The sequence below is a fragment of the Bacillus paralicheniformis genome, from assembly GCF_002993925.1.
In the GTDB taxonomy this organism is placed as follows: Bacteria; Bacillota; Bacilli; order Bacillales; family Bacillaceae; genus Bacillus; species Bacillus paralicheniformis.
The window spans coordinates 2,293,237-2,314,910 of record NZ_CP023665.1; the positions used below are offsets into that span (position 1 = coordinate 2,293,237).

23 protein-coding genes are annotated in these 21,674 nt (G+C 44.0%); 12 read left to right on the forward strand and 11 right to left on the reverse strand.

From position 1 onward, the window contains the following. Positions 1-50: 50 nt before the first annotated feature. Complete coding sequence (locus CP943_RS11590) at positions 51-554, forward strand: YoqH family protein (RefSeq protein ID WP_031305168.1); 504 nt, start codon at positions 51-53, stop codon at positions 552-554. Between the two features lie 82 nt (positions 555-636). On the opposite strand, the gene CP943_RS11595 is transcribed toward CP943_RS11590, so the two are convergent. Then, a complete protein-coding gene (locus tag CP943_RS11595) occupies positions 637-873 on the reverse strand; it encodes a CotD family spore coat protein (RefSeq protein WP_023857337.1) in 237 nt (78 codons plus the stop codon). Positions 874-1,047: 174 nt separating this feature from the next. Between CP943_RS11595 and CP943_RS11600 the strand changes: the two genes are divergently transcribed. Next, complete coding sequence (locus tag CP943_RS11600) at positions 1,048-1,671, forward strand: LysE family translocator (RefSeq protein ID WP_020451796.1); 624 nt, start codon at positions 1,048-1,050, stop codon at positions 1,669-1,671. Between the two features lie 727 nt (positions 1,672-2,398). Next, on the forward strand, positions 2,399-2,584 hold the full coding sequence (locus CP943_RS11610; protein ID WP_003182651.1) for a type Z 30S ribosomal protein S14: 186 nt from the start codon (positions 2,399-2,401) through the stop codon (positions 2,582-2,584). A 152-nt stretch (positions 2,585-2,736) separates the two neighbouring features. On the opposite strand, the gene CP943_RS11615 is transcribed toward CP943_RS11610, so the two are convergent. Together CP943_RS11615 and CP943_RS11620 are read right to left on the reverse strand one after the other, a co-directional pair. Next, on the reverse strand, positions 2,737-3,195 hold the full coding sequence (locus CP943_RS11615) for an NUDIX hydrolase (protein WP_023857340.1): 459 nt from the start codon (positions 3,193-3,195) through the stop codon (positions 2,737-2,739). Between the two features lie 161 nt (positions 3,196-3,356). Next, a complete protein-coding gene (locus CP943_RS11620; RefSeq protein WP_105981018.1) occupies positions 3,357-6,023 on the reverse strand; it encodes a phosphoenolpyruvate synthase in 2,667 nt (888 codons plus the stop codon). A 263-nt stretch (positions 6,024-6,286) separates the two neighbouring features. Between CP943_RS11620 and CP943_RS11625 the strand changes: the two genes are divergently transcribed. The 4 genes from CP943_RS11625 to CP943_RS11640 all read left to right on the forward strand — a co-directional run bounded on the left by CP943_RS11625 (position 6,287) and on the right by CP943_RS11640 (position 8,235). Beyond that, on the forward strand, positions 6,287-6,892 hold the full coding sequence (locus CP943_RS11625) for a TetR/AcrR family transcriptional regulator (RefSeq protein ID WP_026579558.1): 606 nt from the start codon (positions 6,287-6,289) through the stop codon (positions 6,890-6,892). A 101-nt stretch (positions 6,893-6,993) separates the two neighbouring features. Further along, a complete protein-coding gene (locus CP943_RS11630) occupies positions 6,994-7,119 on the forward strand; it encodes a hypothetical protein (protein ID WP_020451800.1) in 126 nt (41 codons plus the stop codon). 21 nt (positions 7,120-7,140) lie between these two features. Beyond that, positions 7,141-7,596 carry a YndM family protein gene (locus CP943_RS11635; protein ID WP_105981019.1) on the forward strand — a complete coding sequence of 152 codons (456 nt, stop codon included), beginning with the start codon at positions 7,141-7,143 and terminating at the stop codon, positions 7,594-7,596. A 123-nt stretch (positions 7,597-7,719) separates the two neighbouring features. Then, positions 7,720-8,235, forward strand: coding sequence for a DinB family protein (locus CP943_RS11640; RefSeq protein ID WP_020451802.1), 516 nt, complete (start codon positions 7,720-7,722; stop codon positions 8,233-8,235). A gap of 42 nt (positions 8,236-8,277) precedes the next feature. Here CP943_RS11640 and CP943_RS11645 read toward each other — a convergent pair whose 3' ends face one another. Together CP943_RS11645 and CP943_RS11655 are read right to left on the reverse strand one after the other, a co-directional pair. After that, a complete protein-coding gene (locus CP943_RS11645) occupies positions 8,278-8,904 on the reverse strand; it encodes an FMN-dependent NADH-azoreductase (RefSeq protein WP_020451803.1) in 627 nt (208 codons plus the stop codon). A 300-nt stretch (positions 8,905-9,204) separates the two neighbouring features. Further along, positions 9,205-10,668 carry a serine hydrolase gene (locus tag CP943_RS11655; protein ID WP_025811298.1) on the reverse strand — a complete coding sequence of 488 codons (1,464 nt, stop codon included), beginning with the start codon at positions 10,666-10,668 and terminating at the stop codon, positions 9,205-9,207. Between the two features lie 1,425 nt (positions 10,669-12,093). Here CP943_RS11655 and CP943_RS11660 point away from each other — a divergent pair. After that, positions 12,094-12,498, forward strand: a complete 405-nt coding sequence (locus tag CP943_RS11660; RefSeq protein WP_020451805.1) for an integrase — start codon at positions 12,094-12,096, stop codon at positions 12,496-12,498. Here CP943_RS11660 and CP943_RS22690 read toward each other — a convergent pair. The 4 genes from CP943_RS22690 to CP943_RS11680 all read right to left on the reverse strand — a co-directional run bounded on the left by CP943_RS22690 (position 12,386) and on the right by CP943_RS11680 (position 14,411). Further along, positions 12,386-12,790 (reverse strand): aminotransferase class I/II-fold pyridoxal phosphate-dependent enzyme, encoded by a 405-nt coding sequence (locus CP943_RS22690; protein ID WP_043054340.1) that lies wholly within the window; start codon positions 12,788-12,790, stop codon positions 12,386-12,388. The genes CP943_RS11660 and CP943_RS22690 overlap by 113 nt on opposite strands. A 29-nt stretch (positions 12,791-12,819) precedes the next feature. After that, a complete protein-coding gene (locus CP943_RS11670) occupies positions 12,820-13,308 on the reverse strand; it encodes a TraR/DksA family transcriptional regulator (protein ID WP_020451807.1) in 489 nt (162 codons plus the stop codon). A gap of 112 nt (positions 13,309-13,420) precedes the next feature. Continuing rightward, on the reverse strand, positions 13,421-13,765 hold the full coding sequence (locus tag CP943_RS11675; protein WP_020451808.1) for a PH domain-containing protein: 345 nt from the start codon (positions 13,763-13,765) through the stop codon (positions 13,421-13,423). Positions 13,766-14,201: 436 nt separating this feature from the next. After that, on the reverse strand, positions 14,202-14,411 hold the full coding sequence (locus CP943_RS11680) for a DUF6501 family protein (RefSeq protein WP_020451809.1): 210 nt from the start codon (positions 14,409-14,411) through the stop codon (positions 14,202-14,204). A gap of 267 nt (positions 14,412-14,678) precedes the next feature. Between CP943_RS11680 and CP943_RS11685 the strand changes: the two genes are divergently transcribed. Together CP943_RS11685 and CP943_RS11690 are read left to right on the forward strand one after the other, a co-directional pair. Continuing rightward, positions 14,679-16,166 carry an aldehyde dehydrogenase family protein gene (locus CP943_RS11685; protein WP_041817449.1) on the forward strand — a complete coding sequence of 496 codons (1,488 nt, stop codon included), beginning with the start codon at positions 14,679-14,681 and terminating at the stop codon, positions 16,164-16,166. Between the two features lie 221 nt (positions 16,167-16,387). Next, entirely contained in the window at positions 16,388-17,524 is a 1,137-nt protein-coding gene (locus CP943_RS11690; protein ID WP_232513478.1) for an MFS transporter, read from the forward strand. Between the two features lie 128 nt (positions 17,525-17,652). Here the strand turns inward: CP943_RS11690 and CP943_RS11695 are convergent, their stop codons facing one another. Continuing rightward, positions 17,653-18,189: a GNAT family N-acetyltransferase gene (locus CP943_RS11695; RefSeq protein WP_020451812.1), complete on the reverse strand. Its 537-nt coding sequence runs from the start codon at positions 18,187-18,189 to the stop codon at positions 17,653-17,655. 17 nt (positions 18,190-18,206) lie between these two features. Beyond that, positions 18,207-18,608 carry a cytidine deaminase gene (locus CP943_RS11700; protein WP_095291980.1) on the reverse strand — a complete coding sequence of 134 codons (402 nt, stop codon included), beginning with the start codon at positions 18,606-18,608 and terminating at the stop codon, positions 18,207-18,209. Between the two features lie 207 nt (positions 18,609-18,815). On the opposite strand from CP943_RS11700, the gene CP943_RS11705 reads away from it, so the two are divergent. Together CP943_RS11705 and CP943_RS11710 are read left to right on the forward strand one after the other, a co-directional pair. Beyond that, positions 18,816-20,714, forward strand: a complete 1,899-nt coding sequence (locus tag CP943_RS11705; protein WP_407640586.1) for a terpene cyclase/mutase family protein — start codon at positions 18,816-18,818, stop codon at positions 20,712-20,714. A 50-nt stretch (positions 20,715-20,764) separates the two neighbouring features. After that, positions 20,765-21,550: a superoxide dismutase gene (locus CP943_RS11710; protein WP_229078804.1), complete on the forward strand. Its 786-nt coding sequence runs from the start codon at positions 20,765-20,767 to the stop codon at positions 21,548-21,550. Positions 21,551-21,674: the final 124 nt, after the last annotated feature.

Genomic DNA, 21,674 nt, shown 5'->3' on the forward strand with positions numbered 1-21,674 from the left:
TTTGAAAAGGTGTGACTGGTTAGACTATTTCAAGATACGGAGGTGGTTCAATGATGAAACGCTTGGGAAGTCTTGCGCTGTCGCTTGTCCTCATGCTGCCTGCGGCGGCGATCCAAGCGCAGCCTGCCGCACCAATACCTTATCCATGCAGCGTCGTTCTTCATCCAGCCCAGGATATTCCCAATGCCCGTGGAACGGCTTTAATTGCAAAAGTGAAAAAACCGTATACCGAAGCACCTGACAGTCCAGTCAGGGAACGGCGAAGCGTCGGCATCTACGCCGATTGGCTTCCGGCCCCTGCTTCATTTGGAGATTATGATCAATATGAAGGAATGGCCCGGATACCGGACCAGATCAGCTGGCGCTTCACCATGCATCTCGTCCGGGAAGACGCGCCAAGCTGGTTTGGCGGAAGTCTTTGGGCGGGCAAATTTGACGAAATATCGTCAGAGCTGACTGTGAATACCCGAGTCGAAGTGCGTCCTTTCAATTCGAAGACGAAAAAGGCCGGCCGAGCTGTTTTGCAGGGGACTTTGCAAGGTTGCAGGAACTAAATGAAAAAAAGGCCGCAGAAGCACCATTAGGACGCTTCTTACGGCCTTTTTTTCATGAGAAGAACTTTTTCTTCCGGAAAGGTTAGTATTTTTCGTAGCGATTACAAGGTTTACCGCAGTAAGAGTGATCATGATAAACCGGCTTATAGTTTGAATAAGAATGCGGATAATAGTGAACATGCTCGTATTTCTGATGATCCACTTTTTTAATATGCTGCGGATGGATGTGAGGAACGATCGTTTTAGAGTATCTGTGATCCTCACAGTACCTGGTAGGATGCACAACTGGCGGCAGAACGCGCGGTTTGCAGTAAGACATAAGCACTTCTCCCTTCCTTGAGTTTCATTCTTCATTATCAAAATATGTTGATTAGCACAAACTTGTACTAATACAAGAAACTAAAAAACCGTCCATTTTCCCCGCCTTTTCACTCAAAAAAGAGTTTCTCTGATAGTATAATAAAAAAATACTAATGAAAATGGAGTTGGACAGATGGATGTGATATCGATCGTTTCTTTTTTAGGTGCGGCTGTACTGCTTACACTTATGCCGGGCCCTGACAACTTGTTCGTTTTGGCACAGAGCATCTCAAAGGGAAAATCGGCAGGTACAGCAACCGCATGCGGGCTATGCACAGGGTTAGTCGTCCATATCACAGCTGCTGCAGCAGGTATTTCTGCTGCGATCTATCAATCAGCTGTCGCCTTCTCGATCGTGAAATATGCAGGTGCAGCCTATCTGTTGTTTTTAGCTTACCAGTCTTTCCGGCGAAAAAGTGCTGGTTTCAATCTTGAAGCTAAAGATTCATTGAACCGCAGAGCTTTATACCAAAAAGGCGTTGTGATGAATCTATTAAACCCGAAGGTCTCTTTGTTCTTCCTTGCCTTTCTTCCGCAATTTATTCATCCCGGCACCTTCAGCGTGACAACGCAAATGCTCGTTTACGGCATGTTATTTTTAATTCAAGCGTTTGTGATCTTTGTGATGATCAGCCTGTTTGCGGAAAAAGTCGGAGACCGGCTGCGCAGAAGTCCGCAAGCCGCCAAAAAAGTTCATTTGCTGGAAGGGTCTTTATTCGCTTTGATCGGGCTTAAAATAGCGGTCAGCCAAAGGTAGCCGCTGAAAAAAAGGTGTGCAGCCGGCACACCTTTTCCCGATTTTACCGCTTATAACATTTGACGCGTTTACCATATCCGCCGTCGGCGCCGTTTTCAAGGACACAGCGGCAATGTCATCCCTAGAACATCGAGGTTCATGTGAAAATGAACAGCCCTGCATTCCGTGATTCGTTTTCAAGCTTGATCTGGAGCGGGAGCTGGTGTTGCGGAATCGAAGTGATTTGTTTCTTTGGCTGGAGTCGAATCACAAGACTGTCAAATTCTGCAGCGCTTTCTTGCTGTGTTAGATTCTTCCTTCGTTTCATTGTATAGTGGAGTGTCAGACAATGAGACAAAAATCTAAATACCGTTGTTCTCTATCCTTCCCCCCTTTCTTTGAAGCCAGTATACAAATTTCCCGCTGCTTCGTAATGATGCAAATCGGTTATTTTCCGCTCAATCCAAATCATCAGATCGAGCAAAGCGGACACATCGATCTTAGGGATGGCAGATCAGTCAATCGATGGGCGTGGGTCTTTTTTGATAGAATATGCCGCTTTTTAAGGAGAAACGGGATCGTTTAATTGCTTTAATCAATGAGATTCATTTTCGCTTTTTATCTGCAAAGCGAGTCTTTTGAATTTATTTACAAATGATATTTTAAATGTTATAATAAATTGTTTACAGAAATAAATTCTATTTTTATTTATATAAATCGATGAATTTAAAATGAAGGAGGTAAAAAGATGGCCAAGACTTCAATGATTGTCAAACAAAAACGGGAACAAAAGTTCAAAGTCAGAGAGTACACCCGCTGTGAACGCTGCGGCAGACCGCATTCCGTGATTCGGAAGTTTAAATTGTGCCGCATCTGCTTCCGTGAGCTTGCTTACAAAGGGCATATCCCCGGCGTTAAAAAAGCAAGCTGGTAAGAACGACTTCGTCAGCCTTTTTAAGAGGCTGGCTTTTTTGATTTAGGCTCTGTTGAATTTTAATGTTGATATTGCATGAAAATAGAGGAAATCCTATGATTAGGGTTTCCTCTATACTTGTTCAACTAACGTCTCTGTTAGCTGGATAAGAACTATTGAATCAGTTGCTCATTATACACACTCATTGAGTGTACATTCTCTTTTAATAGGTTATCAATGATTTGCTTTATTACATTTGGTTCTCGTAAGTCTTCGTTCTCAAATGTTACAAGGTCACTTACTTTTATCCACTTGCAGTCTGAAATTTCATCTTCTTCGAGCTTGATAGAACCTCCGGTAACTTCACCAATAAAATGAAATAAAATAACTTGATTCTTCGTCCTGCTGATAAAATTATATACACCAGCAGCCGCAATCAGTTTTACGTCCAATCCAGTTTCCTCTTTAACTTCTCTTCGAGCTGAATGGAGAATGTCCTCTCCATATTCGATACGTCCACCCGGAAAGTTCCACTTATGAACGGCGGTAGGCTTATTCTCTTTTATCATCAAGACTTTATCATCCCGTAAGATTGATACACTGGCTACTAAAACAATTCCATTTTGCGACATCCATTTCTCCTTCATTTTCATTGGTTTGACTGGCTTCTTCTTTCATGAATCTGCTTTGTTCATTGAAAGCTCTCAACGCTTTGCTCACCTTGAGAATCAAACCGAACTCTTGTTCTGTTTTTATTATATCAGGTATAAGCATCAAACATCAATATAAGCGCTCATGAGCCGTCACTGTTCAATATTTGAACAAACCCGTTTGTTCCGTCGATTCGGATGTAGGCGCCGTCTTCTATGATGTCTGTCGCTTTGTCAATTCCGACGACCGCAGGAATGCCGTATTCCCTTGCCACTACTGAACCATGAGTCATCATGCCGCCCACCTCCGTAATCAGTCCAACCGCTGAAGTAAAAAGCGGAGTCCAGCCCGGATCAGTATACGGCGCCACTAAGATGTCCCCTTGATTCAGCCTCGCGTCTTCAGGGCTCTTCACAACTCTGGCGGTCCCTTCAATGATGCCCGCAGAAACCGGTGTCCCTGTGAGAGCTCCTTCGGGACTTTTTGCATTTCGCAGCCTCCCTGTGATGATCTCCCCTTCACTTGTCATCACACGGGGGGATGTGAGCTTTTGATTGGACATATGCTGCCGTTTTCTGTCTGTTAACCATTCCGGAATATTCCCGATGCTGCGATTCTCCAATAGCGCGATAAGCTCTTCAAGCGTCAAGTAAAAAACATCGTCTTCACAATTGAGGATTCCTTTTTCAACGAGGTGGCGGGCTTCTTTAAGAATGGCTTTTTTGTATAAAAACATCAATTTTACAAGTGTAAATTTATGATGCTCCCGCATTCCCATCAGGCTTCGATACATATGAACGAGCCGGGAGATTCTCTTTTTTTCCGTGAAACGAAATTGAGAGATGATTTCCTTTTTTGCTTCTTCCGCTTCCATTTCGCCTTGTTTAAATTTCCTCCTGTGTTCCCCTTGGGCAGTCGTCCGAATATGGCTGAGTATGGACGGAACGAGCTGAACCGGAGCCTCTGCCCATCTTGACCTTGTCATATCGATTTCTCCCACGCACCGCATCCCGTACTTTTTGAGATAACCATCTAAACTCGCCTTCAATTCGGCGCCGCCGGGGATTTTGAGCAATTCTTCCATAAAGTTTTCGCTGTCTGCACGCTTGAAATAGTCAATGACTTCAGGATACTTCCTCGCTTGATCGGAAAGATCCCCCAACTCAAGACCCATTTCCGTTGTGACATTATGAGGCAGGGATTTATACAATTTTCCCAGTAAAATAGCGCTTTTTTCGTCCCCCAGCTTTTTTTTCAGCTTTTTTTCGAGCGCTCCGGCTGCAATCATTCCGCTGAAGACATATACAGCGACTTTTGAAAGCACGTCTTGGAACATCCTTTCCATTCCTTTTTGGATGACGCGGATCGTCTCAGCACCGGAAGTCCGGCTAAGCTTCTCCTCGGTGTCCGTCACGATCGCTTCAATGATCAATTCCGCTTTTTTCTCGGCTTTATCGGGGTTTTTCATCAGCAGGATTCCGACAACCTTTAATGCTGCCGGAATCAAAATCGGCATCAATCTCCCGGCAATATGAAACATGCCTTTTATCGAAATGGAATTAAGCTGTTGTTCTTTGCGCTTGACTGCCTCCGATACAGCAGATGCCATCAGCTGATCCATACCATTTAATACTTTAAGCAGCCGGCTTCGGGCGAATCTGAGGGAAAGAACACCCGTAATATCGGCGAACACTCTTCCTCCCGCTTCGCGAAGAATCGGCTGTGCCGAAGGGTCTTTTTTAAAAAATCGGAGAACTTGGCTGATCACCGATACACCCAATGGTTTCATTGGATCGGTCATCATTTGGATATAGCCAAAATTAATCAATACATGCGGCTTATCATCAAAAACGTGTACGGCCGGGTATAGGGATGTGATCGGCCGGCTTTGAAGAATGTAAAAGCTGCCGCCGGCAAAAGCCCATTCTATATCCTGTTCCTTACCGTAGTGAGCCTCGATTCTGCGCCCCAGTTCTGCCAATTCGACGATTTTTTGATCCGGCAAAGCCTGTGTTTGTTGTTCTTCCGGAGAGAGGGTTTTCTGAATGGTTCCTCCTTCTGGAACGGAGTAAATGGCCGATTCCTTCTTCGAAAGTTGTTTTTTGACGATTTCACCTGACTGAACCTGATACAGATCAGCGCTCACAATTCCGGACACCAACGCTTCACCCAAGCCGAAGCTGGCATCGATGGAAACCGTTTTGCGGTGCCCCGTGATCGGGTCCGCAGTGAACATAATACCGGACACCTCAGGAAAAACCATCTCTTGCACGACAACTGCAAGAAAAACAGAGCGGTGATCGAAACCGTTTTTCGCGCGGTAGGAAATCGCCCTGTCCGTAAACAGAGAGGACCAGCATTGTTTTACCGCATCAAGAAGCTGATCTTTTCCGCAGACATTCAAAAAGGTATCCTGCTGCCCCGCAAATGAAGCTGTCGGCAGGTCTTCTGCCGTAGCACTGGAGCGGACAGCATAGGCTTTATCTTTGCCGGTCGTATCAACGCCTTCCAGTATCGCCGATTTGATCTCGTCAGGTATGGGAATCTGGGCAAGATGCTCGCGAATCTGCTTCCCCGCAATCCGAATCTGTTCCAGATCATCATGCTTGAGCTGTCCAAGCTGGTCGAGCAGGCTGTCGATGATGCCGCTTGTTTGTATGAACGCGCGATAGGCGGCAGTTGATATGCAAAACCCCTCGGGAACGGGAAAACCCGCTTTTGTCATTTCCCCGAGGTTCGCCCCCTTTCCGCCGACATAGGGCAAAGCAAATTGATCGATTTCATTGAAATACAGCACATATTTCTCCATTCTATCCTCTCCTTAGAGCCGCTTTTTGAAATTCCACGCCTCATTTTGGACGATTGATTTTGCCCTGGCCGGACTTTCAACACACTTTGTCTTATGAGGCATGCTTTTTCATACACAAATATTGAACACTGTGTTGATTAATATTCATCATGTTTATTATAATTGCACAAAAGGCGAATGCAATGAACAATCAATCAGCAAATGTTAAGTTCTCAACACAAACATGGACATTGTTGATTTTCATGGACCTCAGGAGGATTTGTATGACTGGACAAAAAAAAGACCGCAGGGTAAAGCGCACGAAAAAAATGATTAGAGACGCACTTTCTGAACTGATGAAAAATAAAACGTTTGAAGAGATATCCGTCACGGACATTACAACGAAAGCCGATATTAACCGCGGCACGTTTTACTTGCATTACGAAGATAAATACGATTTGCTGGAACAAAGCGAGGAGGAAATTATCCAAGAGATCAGTAACATTGCTAAACGCTCGATTCACTCAATGGACATATTAAATCAGGATGTGATTGATCATCCGCTAACGTTTGTCGTCGATATTTTTCAATATATAAGAGAAAACGAGGTTTTTATGAAGGCAATTTTAGGCCCGAAAGGCCCGGGTTCCTTCCGTTTGAAATTCAAATCGGTTTTGAGCATCAATTTAAAACGGCTGAAAAAAGCGATCAAGGCGGATCCGATCGTACCGGAGGACTACTTGATTTCCTATATAACCGGCGCTCATATCAGCGTCATGCAGCAATGGCTGGAAAACGGCATGAAAGAGACGCCGCATGATATGGCGCTCATTTTATCAAAAATAACCGGGATGGGCCCTGCATACGCGGCAGGACTGAGAAAAAAATGACAGGCTTTCAGGAAGAGGGATAACCCTCTTTTTTGCTTTTTTCGTGGTATGTATAAGAAATCAAAAACAATCCAAAATATAGTGAAAAAGGTGGTGAGACCATGCAGAAGAAAGGCATTCAAAACAGCAGCCTCGAGCAGCTGAAAAACGACCACGAAACAGAAAGCGCATTCCAGCAGGATAACAAAAGCAATAAACAGCAACAAAACAGGAATGCTTTAAAATAAGCTGAAAGGTGTGGAAACGAAATGAAGCATGTAAGAGTATTGTGTTTAAAATTTATTGTGAGCCTTGTCCTCTTATATGTGGTGCTAACTCTATTTTTTGGCGTTCCATTTGGCGAAATGTTTGTTTTGACATTGTTTTTAGGTGTGATCTCCTATCTGATCGGAGATCTTCTTCTTCTGCCGAGAACAAACAATACAACTGCAACAATGGGAGACTTTGGCCTTTCCCTCGTATTGATCTGGGCGATTCTCGCCATGCAAAATAATCCGCCGTATGGTTCGCTTGCTGCCGCTTCAATCGTGTCAGCAATCGGCGTCACAGTGTTCGAATATTTCTTCCACCGCTATATGGAAGCCAACGTTTTGGGCGAAACGGAAAACGAAAAACGGGAAAAGCCAGGCTCATTGCAGTATCAAAGTGAAGCATCGGAAGAACTTTACCCGGTTACCCCATCTAAAAAACAGGACGAAGACTAAGCACAAAAACCTGCCGATCGGCAGGTTTTTTACTTTTTATGCCCCGAGGTATTTTTTCCTCATTTAAAGGAATATCGATCTTTTTCACGAATTGATAATAAAAAAGTGAGGAGGGCTAAAAATATGACACATCGCGCACTAAAGCATTTAGATTATCACAACTGGGCGAATCAAAGGGTGCTCAGCCACCTGAAAAGCCTGCCTGAAGAGCTGTTCACCCGGGAAATCCAAAGCGTTTTTCAATCTGTATCTGAGGTCGTTACCCATATGTGCGTGGCCGACGCCTTGTGGCTGAAAGTAATATCCGGAGCCGCTTACGAGGAAGCAAAGGAAACCGGCATGCGGCTGAAAGAAATGTTAAAGGGAAAAAAGATTGATGACTTCGTCTCCATTTTTCAAGACACGGCGCTTCAATATGAAACGTTTTTTGAAAATCTTGAAGACCCCGATGGTGAAATCACGATTGCACATCCGGCATTCGGCGAAATCAAAACGCCTGTTAGCGAACTCCTTCATCACGTGGTCAATCACGGCACGTACCACAGAGGCAACATTTCAGCGATGCTGAGGCAAATGGGTGAAGCGGGTGTGCCGACTGACTATGTTTATTATTTATTAAGCATGAAGCAGCCGACATAAATAAAAAACCCTTGTTCCGCTTTTGGAACAAGGGTTTCACAATTAAAATGATGCTGCAAGTTTTTTAGCTTCTGCTAAGCCGTTTTCAATGATTTTTTGAGCGTCGTCAGGAACAGCGTTGTGTCCTTCGATGACAACGGTATGCAGGTCTTGAACACCGAAGAAGCCCATGACGGTTTTCATGTAGTTCAATGACATTTCCATTGCAGCCATCGGTCCTTCAGAATAGAAGCCGCCTCTGGCATTTAACAGAGCAACCTTCTTGTCTCCCATCAGGCCTTTAGGTCCTTCAGGAGTGTATGTAAACGTCACTCCTGCGCGGGACAAGTAGTCCACATAAGTGTGAAGTACAGCTGGAACAGCAAAGTTCCACAATGGGAAAGCAAAAACAACTTTATCGGCTTTGACGAATTCGTCCAAGTAACGGTCCGCTACAGCTGCAGCTGCTTTTTCTTCCTCGTTCAATTCCATGCCTTTTCCTGCTTTAAATGTCCCGTTAATAGCATTTCTGCCCAGGTACGGCGGGTTTTCTTTGTAAAGATCAAGCTCTACAATTTCATCGTTTGGATGATTTTCTTTATAGCTGTTAAGAAACGCATCATAAAGTTTTACAGATACAGCTTCTTCAGCAGTACGGTCATTAGCTTTAACAAACAATACTTTAGACATTCTATTTTCCTCCCGTGCTAACGTTTCAATATTTACTTACAAATAGTATGTTACTTTCTTTTAAATAGAAAGTCAACTCATTTATTTTGATGCCAAAAGATGTTTCTATCAAAAAAGCCCTGTTCATATTTGATAAAAAACAAACGATTGCTCATATCAGCAAGAACTTTCGTTCGGATAATACAACATTATTTAAGTTCAAGCATAAAATATTATATTATGTAGCATATTTATGCGTGGTAGGAATATGCTGCGAAGCAAATAAAAAAGTTTTCGTTTAGGTTACAATGGCACATCTCATTAGGAACATTTATATCGATAACAATATACAAACCAAGTGATACTTGCACTTAGTAAAGACAACGCAATCAGTGCGGTTAGATAACTATACGTTTGCCAAACTAGAAATGACCTCCAACTAGCCCCAAATATTGTGGGGAGGATTAGGCATAGGATACCTATAAAAATTGTAGTCACAAGCCAAAAAGCTATGAGTATCAATCTCTTTTTCGTTAACGGTAATTTCCTATTCTGTTTCTTTCTACGCACCCCTAAAAAGAAAAATAGAATTGCTAGTAATGTTAGAGCAATTGTAGCGGAAGATAGGGCGATATCGGAAATCTGCATCAAACTCATTTGATAGCTTTGGGAGATGTTTCCGTCTAAAATATCCTTAATATTATATAACATATCAATATTTGTACTGGCACTATTGGATAATAGAGAGATACCTAGCTGTTCTTCTGGGAATAAGAATATATTTGTTGCAAACGTTGGATTACCACCTGCGTGTTGGATGAATGTCTGATCTGCATTCACGACCCACCCCGCCCCATAGTACAGTTCATCCACAGCCGCAACAGACCTATTGCCCTCATGTGATTTTGCAATCAGCCCTTGAAAGATTTCCGGAATATCTTCAACAATTCCCAATTGAATTCCCATCCAACGGGCTATGTCTTGAGAGGACGAAAACAGATACCCAGCAGGTGTGTTTCCTCTAAATTCCGGTGCATCATATGGCAGCGTCATGAAAAAAGCGGAACGATAGCCCTGTGCCAACTGACCTGTCGCTTGTACCTTACCTCTATTCGCATAAGTTTCATACAACCCCAGTGGTCGAAATACTTGTTCTTCCATAAAATCCTCAAAGCTTTGCCCCGATACGGTTTCTATCACCAAGCCCAGCACATCATAATTTACCGTCCCATATTCATATCTTTCGCCAGGAGGAAATACCACTTCGGCATCTATTAACATTTCAACGGTCTTTTGCAACATATCTGGTGTATTTCCCTCTGGGATATGCTGAGTATGATACCTATTGATTAACCCTGTAGTATGATGAAGGAAATGATTCAAAGTAACACTCTGCATGTCAACGGGCTGTCCCTGATATCGCAATGAGAACCAAGGTAAATACTCTACAACCGAATCGTCCATAGACAAAAATCCCTGCTCTTCCAAAAGTAAAATTCCTAAAGCAGTAAAAGCTTTGCTGACGGAGGCTAACTCCCATATGGTGTTTTCATTGGTCAAAATCCCTTCCTCAGAGTTTGCATAGCCGGATGAAAAGAAATAGGTATCATCCCTTGATTGTATTGAAACTGACATGCCCGGTGTGCCAGATATACGCCTAGCATCTTCTAATAATGATTGGATTGCAACAGACTCTTCCTCTGTCAATGCATAGGCTGAGGTGTTAAATCCAACAAACAACATAAATACTGTGATTATTGTTATAATTATCATCTTACTTCCCATGAGACACCCCCAGTAATAAAATATTGACTCGCTATCTGTGATCATGATGCCACTATATTTTTTCATTTCAAAGCAGACACATTATACCGATTATACAAGGGAAAAGGTTATTTCTGAATATGTAATGAGATTAATAAAATGGAAAAAGATAGATTAAGTTATGGCGCAGTACGTAAAAACTATTACCTTATCTTTGATAAACATAATAGAGAAATTTACATATTAAACATGATTATATGTAAATCTCCTTATTTTTCTGCTAATGTAAAAGATTTTGATAGGTGTATATTCAATGCTTTCATGTCTACAATCCATCAAGCAATTGTTTCTTCGTTTTATATCCAGATATTATACTTTATCGGCGTTCTGTCTCTCACTCAACATCGATTATGCCCCTATGACAATATGTCCGCAAGAATTTTATTGCAGCAAGAATTTTATTGCAGAATTTGATACTTTTTTCTCCCTCTCTAATAGTTGATATGATAAGGATATTACACAATATCACAACACATCATGCGATAATAACATTGAACAAATAAAGATTTATTTTGCACCCCCCCTACAACTCCAATACAAATCGTAATATGATATTAACCGTAACAAAGATATAGACAGAAACTTAGCAAGCGAGAAAATAAAAATGAGAAAGAGCGATGTATGAAGAGCTATTTTTTTAAAAAACAACATTGCATATCGTGATATTTATTTTGTGAGAATAGCCATACTAAAACCTTTCTACATGCGAAAAATCACTTCATAAGCTGTCTTTGAAAGGAATTATTTAAAAATACTCCCATACAACTAAATACAGAAGTTTGAAACTACTACATTCATGAATGGAAACCTAAGATGACTTGTTTCAAGCGAGACATACAAGCAGTCTCTAAACATTGTAGTTGATAAAACAGCGAGCAGTATTGACCGTAAAAGCTGTTATGTAGACTAATGATTGTAAAAACAATCTACTATATATCGCCATGATGGAAGCCTATTCCAGAGCGATTGATAAGCGCCGAGATACCGAATACGAACGGTTAGCGAGATAAATAGAAATAGTGCTTCATTTTTCACAATGGAAGTGAGTGCATGGAGAAATTATGAAAAACTGCCGAAGTGACACCGCTTCCGCAAGCGGCAGCAAAAGCGAGCAAGTGGAAGCGGTGTGCGTGTCGTTGCGTAGCAACGACACCATTCTACCTCTCCATATCTAACAGGGAGGTAGGAAATAGAGAATAATAGTATGGAATCCGTTGATACGGTAAGGGAAATGATGTCCTGTGCTGGAATTTTGTGGCGGACATATCAAGGAATTGGATAAAAAAGGTGATAAAAAAAGACTTTTATATCAGATTGATGGAAGAAACAAAGAGATTTGACTTAGGCATGTAGATTCTTTTAAACAACTAACACTGGATATATCTTGTGAAGAAAAATGATATACAAAAAGCTACGTTTCAAAGATACCTAGAAGCGTCAGGGATTATTAGAAAGTTATTCGGAAATATTCAGTTAAAAGATATGAATGACATTGCTGTGCAAAGAAAAATTGATGAATACGCAAAGAAGCGTTCTCACAGTACCACTCGCAGCTTGTTAATAAAAGTCAAAATGGCACTTCGTGACGCTTACGCTCGTGGTTATCTCACGAATGATTTCGCAGAACTTGTCAAACCTCGTGGGAAAGAGTTATCGAAACGAAACAAAGCGTTATCCATTACGGACTTCCAAAAGCTAAGAACATATCTACTAGCACACACAGAGGAAGAATTTCATGTGCTCGTCTTAGTAGCTTTAGAAACAGGTATGCGAAGAGGAGAATTGGGTTAACGTAGACACCTTCTTGATGAAGTGAGTCTGCAAAACGTAAAGTTGTGTCGCGATCTGGAAGAATAATTGGAATAATAGGTGATTCACTATGTAATACATTAAGACCTATTTGTTGAATGCCGTCTCTTAAGTACTTTTCGTTTTCGTGTAACTTTTCCTGGATGTCCGGATTTTTCTCTAGAATATCAATAGCTGCAATTAAACCTCCGATAACTGATAAATGTTTTATTGTGTCGAGTACTTGACTCCCCGTCGACAGTTGTAGGACATCTCTTTTAACAAACAGAGCCATAGAAAAAAGCACCCTGTTTTTGCGGGTGCTTATTTTGAATCCTGCTCCTCATCAAGACGTTCGTAAGCATATGAACGCTTTTGATCCATCGTTTCTCTGTTTGTCAAATCCTTCATTTGCCGTGTAAATTGCTCGTCATATCCTTCCCCCTCTTGATTTCTTTTTTCTGTTTCAGCTTGAGTCTCCGCGGTTTTTCTTGCATATGGAACGGCTTCGAGGCGCTCATATGGTATTTCTTGACCTGTTGCTTCACATATTCCGTATGTGCCGTCTTCCAATCGCTTGAGGGCGTCTTCCACTTCTTTTAATAAATTTCTGTCCGTCTGCCGGAAGGTCTGCTCTCTCATTCGTTCAAAATAAACGCTGGCATGGTCAGCCTGATGATTGTCAACTCCGTTTGAAAGCTCGCCCGTTTCTTCCGCCATCGACTGATCTGTTCCTTCTGCAGGGGAAAGGCTTTGTTTTAAGTCAATTAATTTATGGTAGAGATGGTCTTTTTGTTTTTGTGTTAATGGCATGGCTGATTCTCCTCCTTTCTTCTTCCTTTCCCGATTTCGTGGGAGAAAAACCCGCCTTTCCAAAATAAAAAGGCCGTTCAGACGCGGGCAAGCGGTGAATAGCCTTTACGGTTTATGCACATAAGTATTTTGATAACAGCGCTTGAATTTCAAGCATGTCGGTATCCTTCGTAAATTCCAGGTCAAAGATTTTGCTGCTGGTCATCAGAGAAAGAGAACTGTCTGGATTGAACATGCTGACTTCTCTAATCGCAAAGCCTTCAATCGATCTGTATGGCAGAAAGACGCGGACTTTCTTTTTGGAAAACAGTTTATTATCAAAAAAAATAATCCGCTTGTTCGTAAAACAAATTTGATCTATCCTCAGTCTGCAAACCGATTCAATTTTTTCTCCTTCTATGAGCAGCGGTTCAAATTTTTTGCCGTCTGCTGTCTTGCTTGCTGAAAAAACGCCCAATCAAAACCCCTCTTTCTGTATATCCAATTTATGTTTATGCACAAGGCAAAGTATACTTGTCAGTTACTAATAAGGATACGATAACCCTGATTTATAAACAATTACGAGCAGATTACATTTCTTTAACGCTATATGTTTGTTTTTACTATCAATTAATACGCCCGGCGGACGCGGGAGGTTTCAACTTTTTATCAGTTTTTTCAGCTTATTTTTCGTTTGCTACCAATCAAAAGGTGGATAACGGATAAAACAAAAAACCGCAGCAGGATGTTCTTCCTCTGCGGTTCTCTTCTGACTATTATGCCTGATATGCACATATCAGGCACTTGCTTCTGCTTCGGTCAAGCAACTGATTCAGTCAGCCGATTTTTTATGAATGCGTGCGGGTGTATGTTCAACTCCCATTCATTGCTGTTGATGACCCGTGCAAATTGATTCAGGCTTTTACTTCTTCAAAGTACTCTTTGTAATAGCCGCCGACTTTGTTTGTATTATCGATGATAAACAGAAACTCTTCCGTTTCGTTTTTGACCTCGTATACGTTGCCTACGGTCAGCGCTCTGTTGACGATGTACTTTTTGGCATCGGTATGTATGCACTTTACTTTTTTAATGGTGTTATTGTTCTGCCATTTTTCGTGAATCATGCGGATGTCTCCTTTTTCATACGTGTATAGTTTCCATTGTAGCGTTTTTTCGCCGAAATGCAATGCGATCTGGAGGCGAAAGTGATTTTAAAGAGCATGGATATTGATTTGGATTCATTCCCTGTTATAGAATGGTGGTGTATAGTTCCAAAATCAGAAATATATCCCTCTTTCATCCGCGCAATGACCAAATCAAAAGACAAACCAGCACCAAGACAACTCACCCGAAGACAGACCAAAATTTCAAAGGAGGTTTGTTTGACAAACATGAGTTCATTAACAATGCAGGTCAGTAAAAAGCTGGAGTCATTTTTGCAGGGAACAAAGAAGCTCTATATTAACGGGGAATTTGTAGCCAGCGCCTCAAACAAAACGTTTGAGACCCCAAACCCGGCGACTGGTGAAACGCTCGCCACCTTATATGAAGCAGGTCCCGAGGATGTGGACAAAGCGGTGAAAGCCGCGCGGGAAGCTTTTGACCGCGGTGAGTGGCGGACGATGAACCCGGCCGAAAGAAGCCGGCTGATGTACAAACTCGCCGATCTGATGGAGGAACACAAAACGGAACTGGCTCAGCTTGAAACGCTGGATAACGGGAAGCCGATCAGCGAAACGACCGCAGGCGATATTCCGCTGTCAATTGAACATATGCGTTATTATGCCGGCTGGGCGACGAAAATAACCGGACAGACGATTCCTGTTAACGGACCTTATTTTAACTATACACGACATGAGCCTGTCGGAGTTGTCGGGCAAATTATCCCTTGGAACTTCCCGCTTCTGATGGCCATGTGGAAAATGGGAGCCGCTCTTGCAGCCGGATGTACGGTTGTCTTAAAACCGGCGGAACAAACGCCGCTTTCCGCTCTGTATTTGGCGGAACTGATCGATGAAGCAGGCTTCCCGAAAGGCGTCATCAACATCATTCCTGGCTTCGGTGAGACGGCCGGAGAATCTCTGACCGATCATGCCCTTGTCGACAAACTGGCATTCACAGGGTCAACGGAAATCGGTAAAAAAATTATGGAGAAAGCGGCCAAATCGGTTAAACGGGTGACCCTTGAACTCGGCGGAAAGTCGCCGAATATCATCCTTCCTGACGCCGATCTGAAGAAAGCGATTCCAGGCGCACTAACCGGCGTTATGTTCAATCAAGGCCAAGTGTGCTGTGCGGGATCGCGCGTGTTCATCCATAAGGACCAATATGACAAAGTCGTCGATGAAATGGCCGCATATTCCAAGTCGCTCCGCCAGGGTGCGGGCCTTCATGAAGACACGCAAATGGGACCGCTTGTCAGCAAAGATCAGCACGAACGCGTCCTCTCGTATATTGAAAAAGGACGTCAGGAGGGTGCGAAAATCGCAGCCGGCGGAACATGCCCTTATGAGCAGGGATACTTTGTTTCTCCGACTGTATTCACCAATGTCGAAGACGAGATGACAATAGCAAAAGAAGAAATCTTCGGTCCTGTTTTGGCGGCGATCCCTTATGAAACGGTAGATGAAGTCATCGAACGGGCCAATCGCAGCGAATACGGCCTTGCTGCTGGCGTATGGACGGAAAATTTGAAAAACGCCCACTATATCGCCGACCGTCTGCAAGCCGGTACCGTTTGGGTCAACTGCTATAATGCCTTTGACGCCGCATCCCCATTCGGCGGCTACAAACAGTCGGGACTCGGACGTGAAATGGGCTCATACGCTCTGGATAACTATACAGAAGTAAAAAGCGTCTGGATTCATACAGGCGAATAACGCACGATATGAGTTTCTGCAGCCGCCCTGTCGATCAGGGCGGTTTTCTTTTTTATAGAAATAAACATTTATAGACACATATGGTAAAATGGATGATAGTTTAAGTCGAATGGAATGATAGAATCGTGTTTTCTTCCTCTCTTGGCAAAACCCTCTGGAATCAAAAAAGTTTTAGATACATATGGGCATCACAAACAGCACAGGCTGTCGGGTCGATTTTGATGACGATCATCGTCATGGTCGATGTGTTTAAGGAAACGAACTCTGTATTCGGATCGGGTCTGGTCTTGGCTTTATCCTCGTTCGGCAGTGTATTAGGCGGTGCGATGGCTTCTTTTGCTATTCAGCGCCTCGACCTGCTTCAAACAGCGGCTTGGTCAACATGGTTCAGAGCGGTCTGCGCATTATGCATCGGCTTATGCCAAACGCTGGGCTTACCCTCTTATATCATTTATATGCTGCTGTTTTTGCAAAGCTTTGTCGGTTCCTGGTATTCCCCCGCACAGTTAGGTTTACTGTATCAAGCGATTAAAAAGCGCGATTACGTGGCGGCATCGGGAAGCATCGTAACGGTCAACCAGTTTGTTCAGGCAGCAGGCTGGGGGCTCGGCGGCTATTTAACCGTTTTGGCCCAAACTCACACGCTGACATTGTTTACAGCAGGACTCTTTTTCGTATCAGGACTTTTAATCAAATTGCCGGATTTGAAAACAGCGGTTATCCCTCGTCAAAAAACCCGCACACAATCAGTCTGGCGCACTGTATACAGGAAGAAAACCGTTTTGCTGCTTACGATGATGGACATGTCAGAAGGTTTAGCAAATGCGGTCTGGACTTCCGCCGTTTTGCTGGCTTTTACGAAAGAGGTGCTAAATAAAGGGGAGGCTTGGTGGGGATTCATCAATGCCGGTTATTTTTTGGGAGCGATTTTGGGCGGCATTCTCGCTGTGCTCTTTTCCAACCAGCTCAAAAAAAGGCTTGGCCTCATGATTGTCTTGGGTTCTGTTTCAATGGGAATCACAACGCTTTTATTCGCCTATTCGTCAAATCCCCTCCTTTCGGTCATCCTCTGTATCATGATGGGTCCGCTTTATCAAGTAAGAGACGTCAGCCAGACGGTTATCCTTCAAGATACGTTGACAGATGAAGAGCGCGCACCGGTCACCGCCGCCAAAAATACTATTTTGACTGCATGGTCTGTCTTAACAATTGCCATTATGGGGGCTTTGGCAGACTTGATCGGGATCCAAAGCGTATTTATCGCTGCCGCTGTATTATATGCCGGAACAGCCGCTGTCACATTTTTCGTGCGGGATGTGAGAAAGTACAGCCAGTCTGCAAGGCAAATAGAACGATGAAGCTGCTGTGGATATTCGATGACAATGGCGCTGATTGCCGGCGGCATTTACAGCCGTTCAGCAAAGATTGAAAAATAAAAATGAACAAAGCGGCGCTCAGTAGAATAACATGCTGCGCGCCCTCTGATTCAGCGGGATATCAGCTCTTCGTATTCCCGCTTCAATATCCCCATAATGATTTCATCTGAGTACTGTTTATTCATATAAAGAGCATCCCTGACAGTACCTTCCCTTTTAAATCCGGCTTTTTCATATGCTTTCAGCGCGCGCTTATTGTGTGAAAAGACTTCGAGCTGAAGGCGGTTAAGATCGAGCATTTCGAATGCAAACTGCATGGCCAGCCGCACCGCTTCAGGACCATAGCCTTTGTTCAAATAAGCGGGGCTGTGCAAAGCGATTCTAAACCCTGCTTTTCGATTCGTCCGGTCGATGTCAATGATGGACAGATCGCCTATCAAGCGATCGTCCTCCTTTAAGCAGACGGCAAAATCATAGCGCGTCTCGTCGCTTGTGATTCTCTCGTAGTGCTCATAAAGGTCTTCCATCGTAAATTCGCGCGTCGTGCCCGTCATATATCTGATGTCTTCATTTTGAACAGCTTTGTAAAAGCTCTCCATATCCCCTTTTTCAACAGGTCTGAGATAAACCTTGCGGCACTCGAACATCGAACGCTCCTCCCCTGCTACTTTTGATACGCAGCAAACCAATGGTATGGCTGTATTTCCTTTAAAGATTTATAAAGCAGATGCCCATCCGGTACAGTTACAGCTGCTTTAAGATCCGGCCCCCAATAAAAAAGTCTTTCCTGGCATACCCCACACGGTGTTAATACCTTGCATTCGGAATGTTCATCATCTCTCACGACACAAACAGAGTGCGTAATTTTTGCCTGATATTTATGGGCTTCGAGAATGGCGCCCGTTTCAATGCATAAATCGGTTGAAGCGTTGATTACTTCCGGCGCTACGCTCGTCAAGATTCTCCCGTCTTCGGTATACATGGCGGCTGCCCCGCCCCATCCGGTCGGATACCTCTTTTTGATCAATTCGACTGCGGTGTCATACAGCATCTGTTCAATATTCATTCAGCAACATCCCCCAAACATTGTTTCTAAGGTCTCTCTTTTTACAATACCTGATAATGGAACAGAGGTAAACGAAGATATTCATGATTTCCTGATCGCGCTGACGAATGCCTCTGTATGCTCATCACATATTCAAAATCGCTGTTCTTCTGTTTTCATCCGGTTGGCATGACACATTTCCGAAATGAATACAGTAAAATGAAGGAGATGAGAAGATTGCGTTCTTTACTAGAAGACGTGAAAGCTTTCAGACAAAAGACGCTCGCAAAGCTTCAAAATAGACAGAGACCTGATGGGTCATGGCGGTTTTGTTTTGAAGGGCCCGTGATGACAGACAGCTTTTTCATTTTAATGCTGACCTCACTTGGCGATCAGGACTCTTCTCTCATCACAAGTCTTGCTGAACGAATCCGTTCGAAGCAGAGCGGAGACGGTGCGTTTCGCAATCATCCGGATGAAACGGCAGGCAATTTGACCGCGACAGTCCAGGGCTATACCGGGATGCTGGCTTCGGGGCTCTATGACCGGAGAGATGCGCATATGCAGAAAGCCGAGGCGTTTATTAAGGCAGCAGGCGGTTTGAAGAATGTGCACTTTATGACGAAGTGGATGCTCGCTGCCAACGGGCTGTATCCATGGCCGAGAGCCTATATTCCGCTTTCGTTTCTACTGATCCCGCCCTATTTCCCGCTTCATTTTTACCATTTCAGCACATACGCAAGAATTCATTTTGTCCCGATGGCCATTACGTTTAATCGACGATTCTCTTTAAAAAACAACCAAATCGGCTCGCTTCGGCATCTGGATGAAGCCATGTCAAAAAATCCTCTCGAATGGCTGAACATCCGCTCTTTTGACGAGAGAACCTTCTATTCTTTCAATCTGCAATGGAAACAGCTCTTTCAATGGCCGGCTTATGTTCATCAGCTTGGATTTGAAGCGGGCAAAAAATATATGCTGGACAGAATCGAAGAAGACGGAACACTATACAGCTATGCGAGCGCGACCATGTTCATGATTTACAGCCTGCTGGCGATGGGAATATCAAAAAACGCCCCCGTTGTTAAAAAAGCAGTCGGCGGAATCAAAAGCCTTATTTCCTCATGCGGAGAGGAAGGCTTCCATTTGGAAAACTCAACTTCCACTGTCTGGGACACCGCGCTCATCAGCTTTGCCATGCAGGAATCCGGAATACCTGAACAACATTCTTCCATCTCATCGGCAGCGGACTACCTTCTCAAAAGACAGCATGTGAAAAAAGCGGACTGGGCGGTCTCAAACCCTCAAGCGGCACCGGGAGGATGGGGTTTTTCACACATCAATACAAACAATCCCGATTTGGACGATACCGCTGCGGCATTAAAAGCAATTCCGTTTCAAAGGCGTCCGGCTGCCTGGAACCGGGGGCTCACCTGGCTTTTATCAATGCAAAACAAGGATGGGGGGTTTTCAGCATTTGAAAAAAACGTTGACCATCCGCTCATCCGACATCTGCCGCTCGAATCTGCCGCTGACGCAGCAGTCGATCCGTCAACGGCAGACTTGACTGGGCGCGTTCTTCATCTGCTCGGACTTAAAGAGCGGTTGACAGATAACCATCCCGCAGTCAGACGCGCTCTAAGGTGGCTTGATCACCATCAGGAAGCTGACGGTTCGTGGTATGGCAGATGGGGCGTCTGCTTTATTTACGGGACATGGGCCGCACTCACCGGAATGAAAGCCGTCGGAATTTCCCACAATCACGCGTCTGTCAGAAAAGCGGTCTCCTGGCTTAAATCGATCCAGCTTGAAGACGGAAGCTGGGGAGAATCTTGCAAAAGCTGTGAAGCGAAGCGTTTTGTCCCTCTTCACTTTGGAACAGTTGTTCAATCTTCATGGGCGCTGGAGGCGCTTTTGCAATATGAACGTCCGGATGACCCTAAGATCTTAAAAGGGATTCGTTTTCTCACCGATGATCACGAAAGCTCGCCTGAGCGACTCGAATACCCGACGGGAATCGGGCTGCCGAAACAATTCTACATCCGCTATCACAGTTATCCTTTTGTGTTTTCATTGCTCGCTTCAAGCGCATTTATTAAAAAAGCGGAAATGAGGGAGACATATTGAATGCTTACAAAGAAAAAATAGCGTCATGGGCCAAAGGTCTGAAAGACCAGATGAAAGATGATCCTTCTTTAGAAAGCCAGTTAGAAAAACTTTTTCAATCACTGGATGATCCTCGTGCGACCGAACAGGAATGGTATGAACAGGCAGAAGCCGTGTATCAAGCCATCTCCCGCAGTGATGCGTCTCAAGCCGGCCGGCAGCCATTCAGAACAGTGCCGATCGGAGGCCATCGCCTGCCAAGCCTGCCCTACTCTTATTCAGCCCTTGAGCCTTATATTTCAAGAGAAATTATGTTTCTTCATCATACAAAACATCACCAAAGCTATGTCGACGGCTTGAACAAAGCTGAAAAAGAACTGCAGAAAGCAAGGCAAACCAAACAATTCGACCTTGTAAACCACTGGGAAAGAGAGCTCGCCTTCCACGGAGCCGGGCACTATTTGCACACGATATTTTGGTACGCGATGCATCCAAAAGGAAAAAGGCGGCCGACAGGCGAATTGCTGGAAATGATTAACCGTTCTTTCGGCAGCTATTCGGCCTTTAAAGAACAATTTTCCGAAGCGGCGAAAAAGGTGGAAGGCGTGGGCTGGGCGATCCTTGTCTGGGCGCCTCGCTCGCACCGCTTGGAAATTCTGATCGCAGAAAAACATCAGCTGATGAGCCAATGGGATGTGATCCCCCTTCTCCCGCTCGACGTATGGGAACACGCATACTACCTTCAATATAAAAATGAAAGGGCAAAATACGTCGATAATTGGTGGAATGTCGTTGACTGGAGAGAACCTGAAAGGCGGTTTGCGACAGCAAAGCGCGTTCTATGGGAGCCCTTCTGATTCAAATTCAATGGCGGGACTTCAACTATTGAAGTCCTCTTTTGTTTCGGTAGTTGCGCCGGACATCGGCCTCCCCGTCAAAGCCTTGCCTCAAAAAGCGGACGAGTCTTTCCTCTCGCACCTT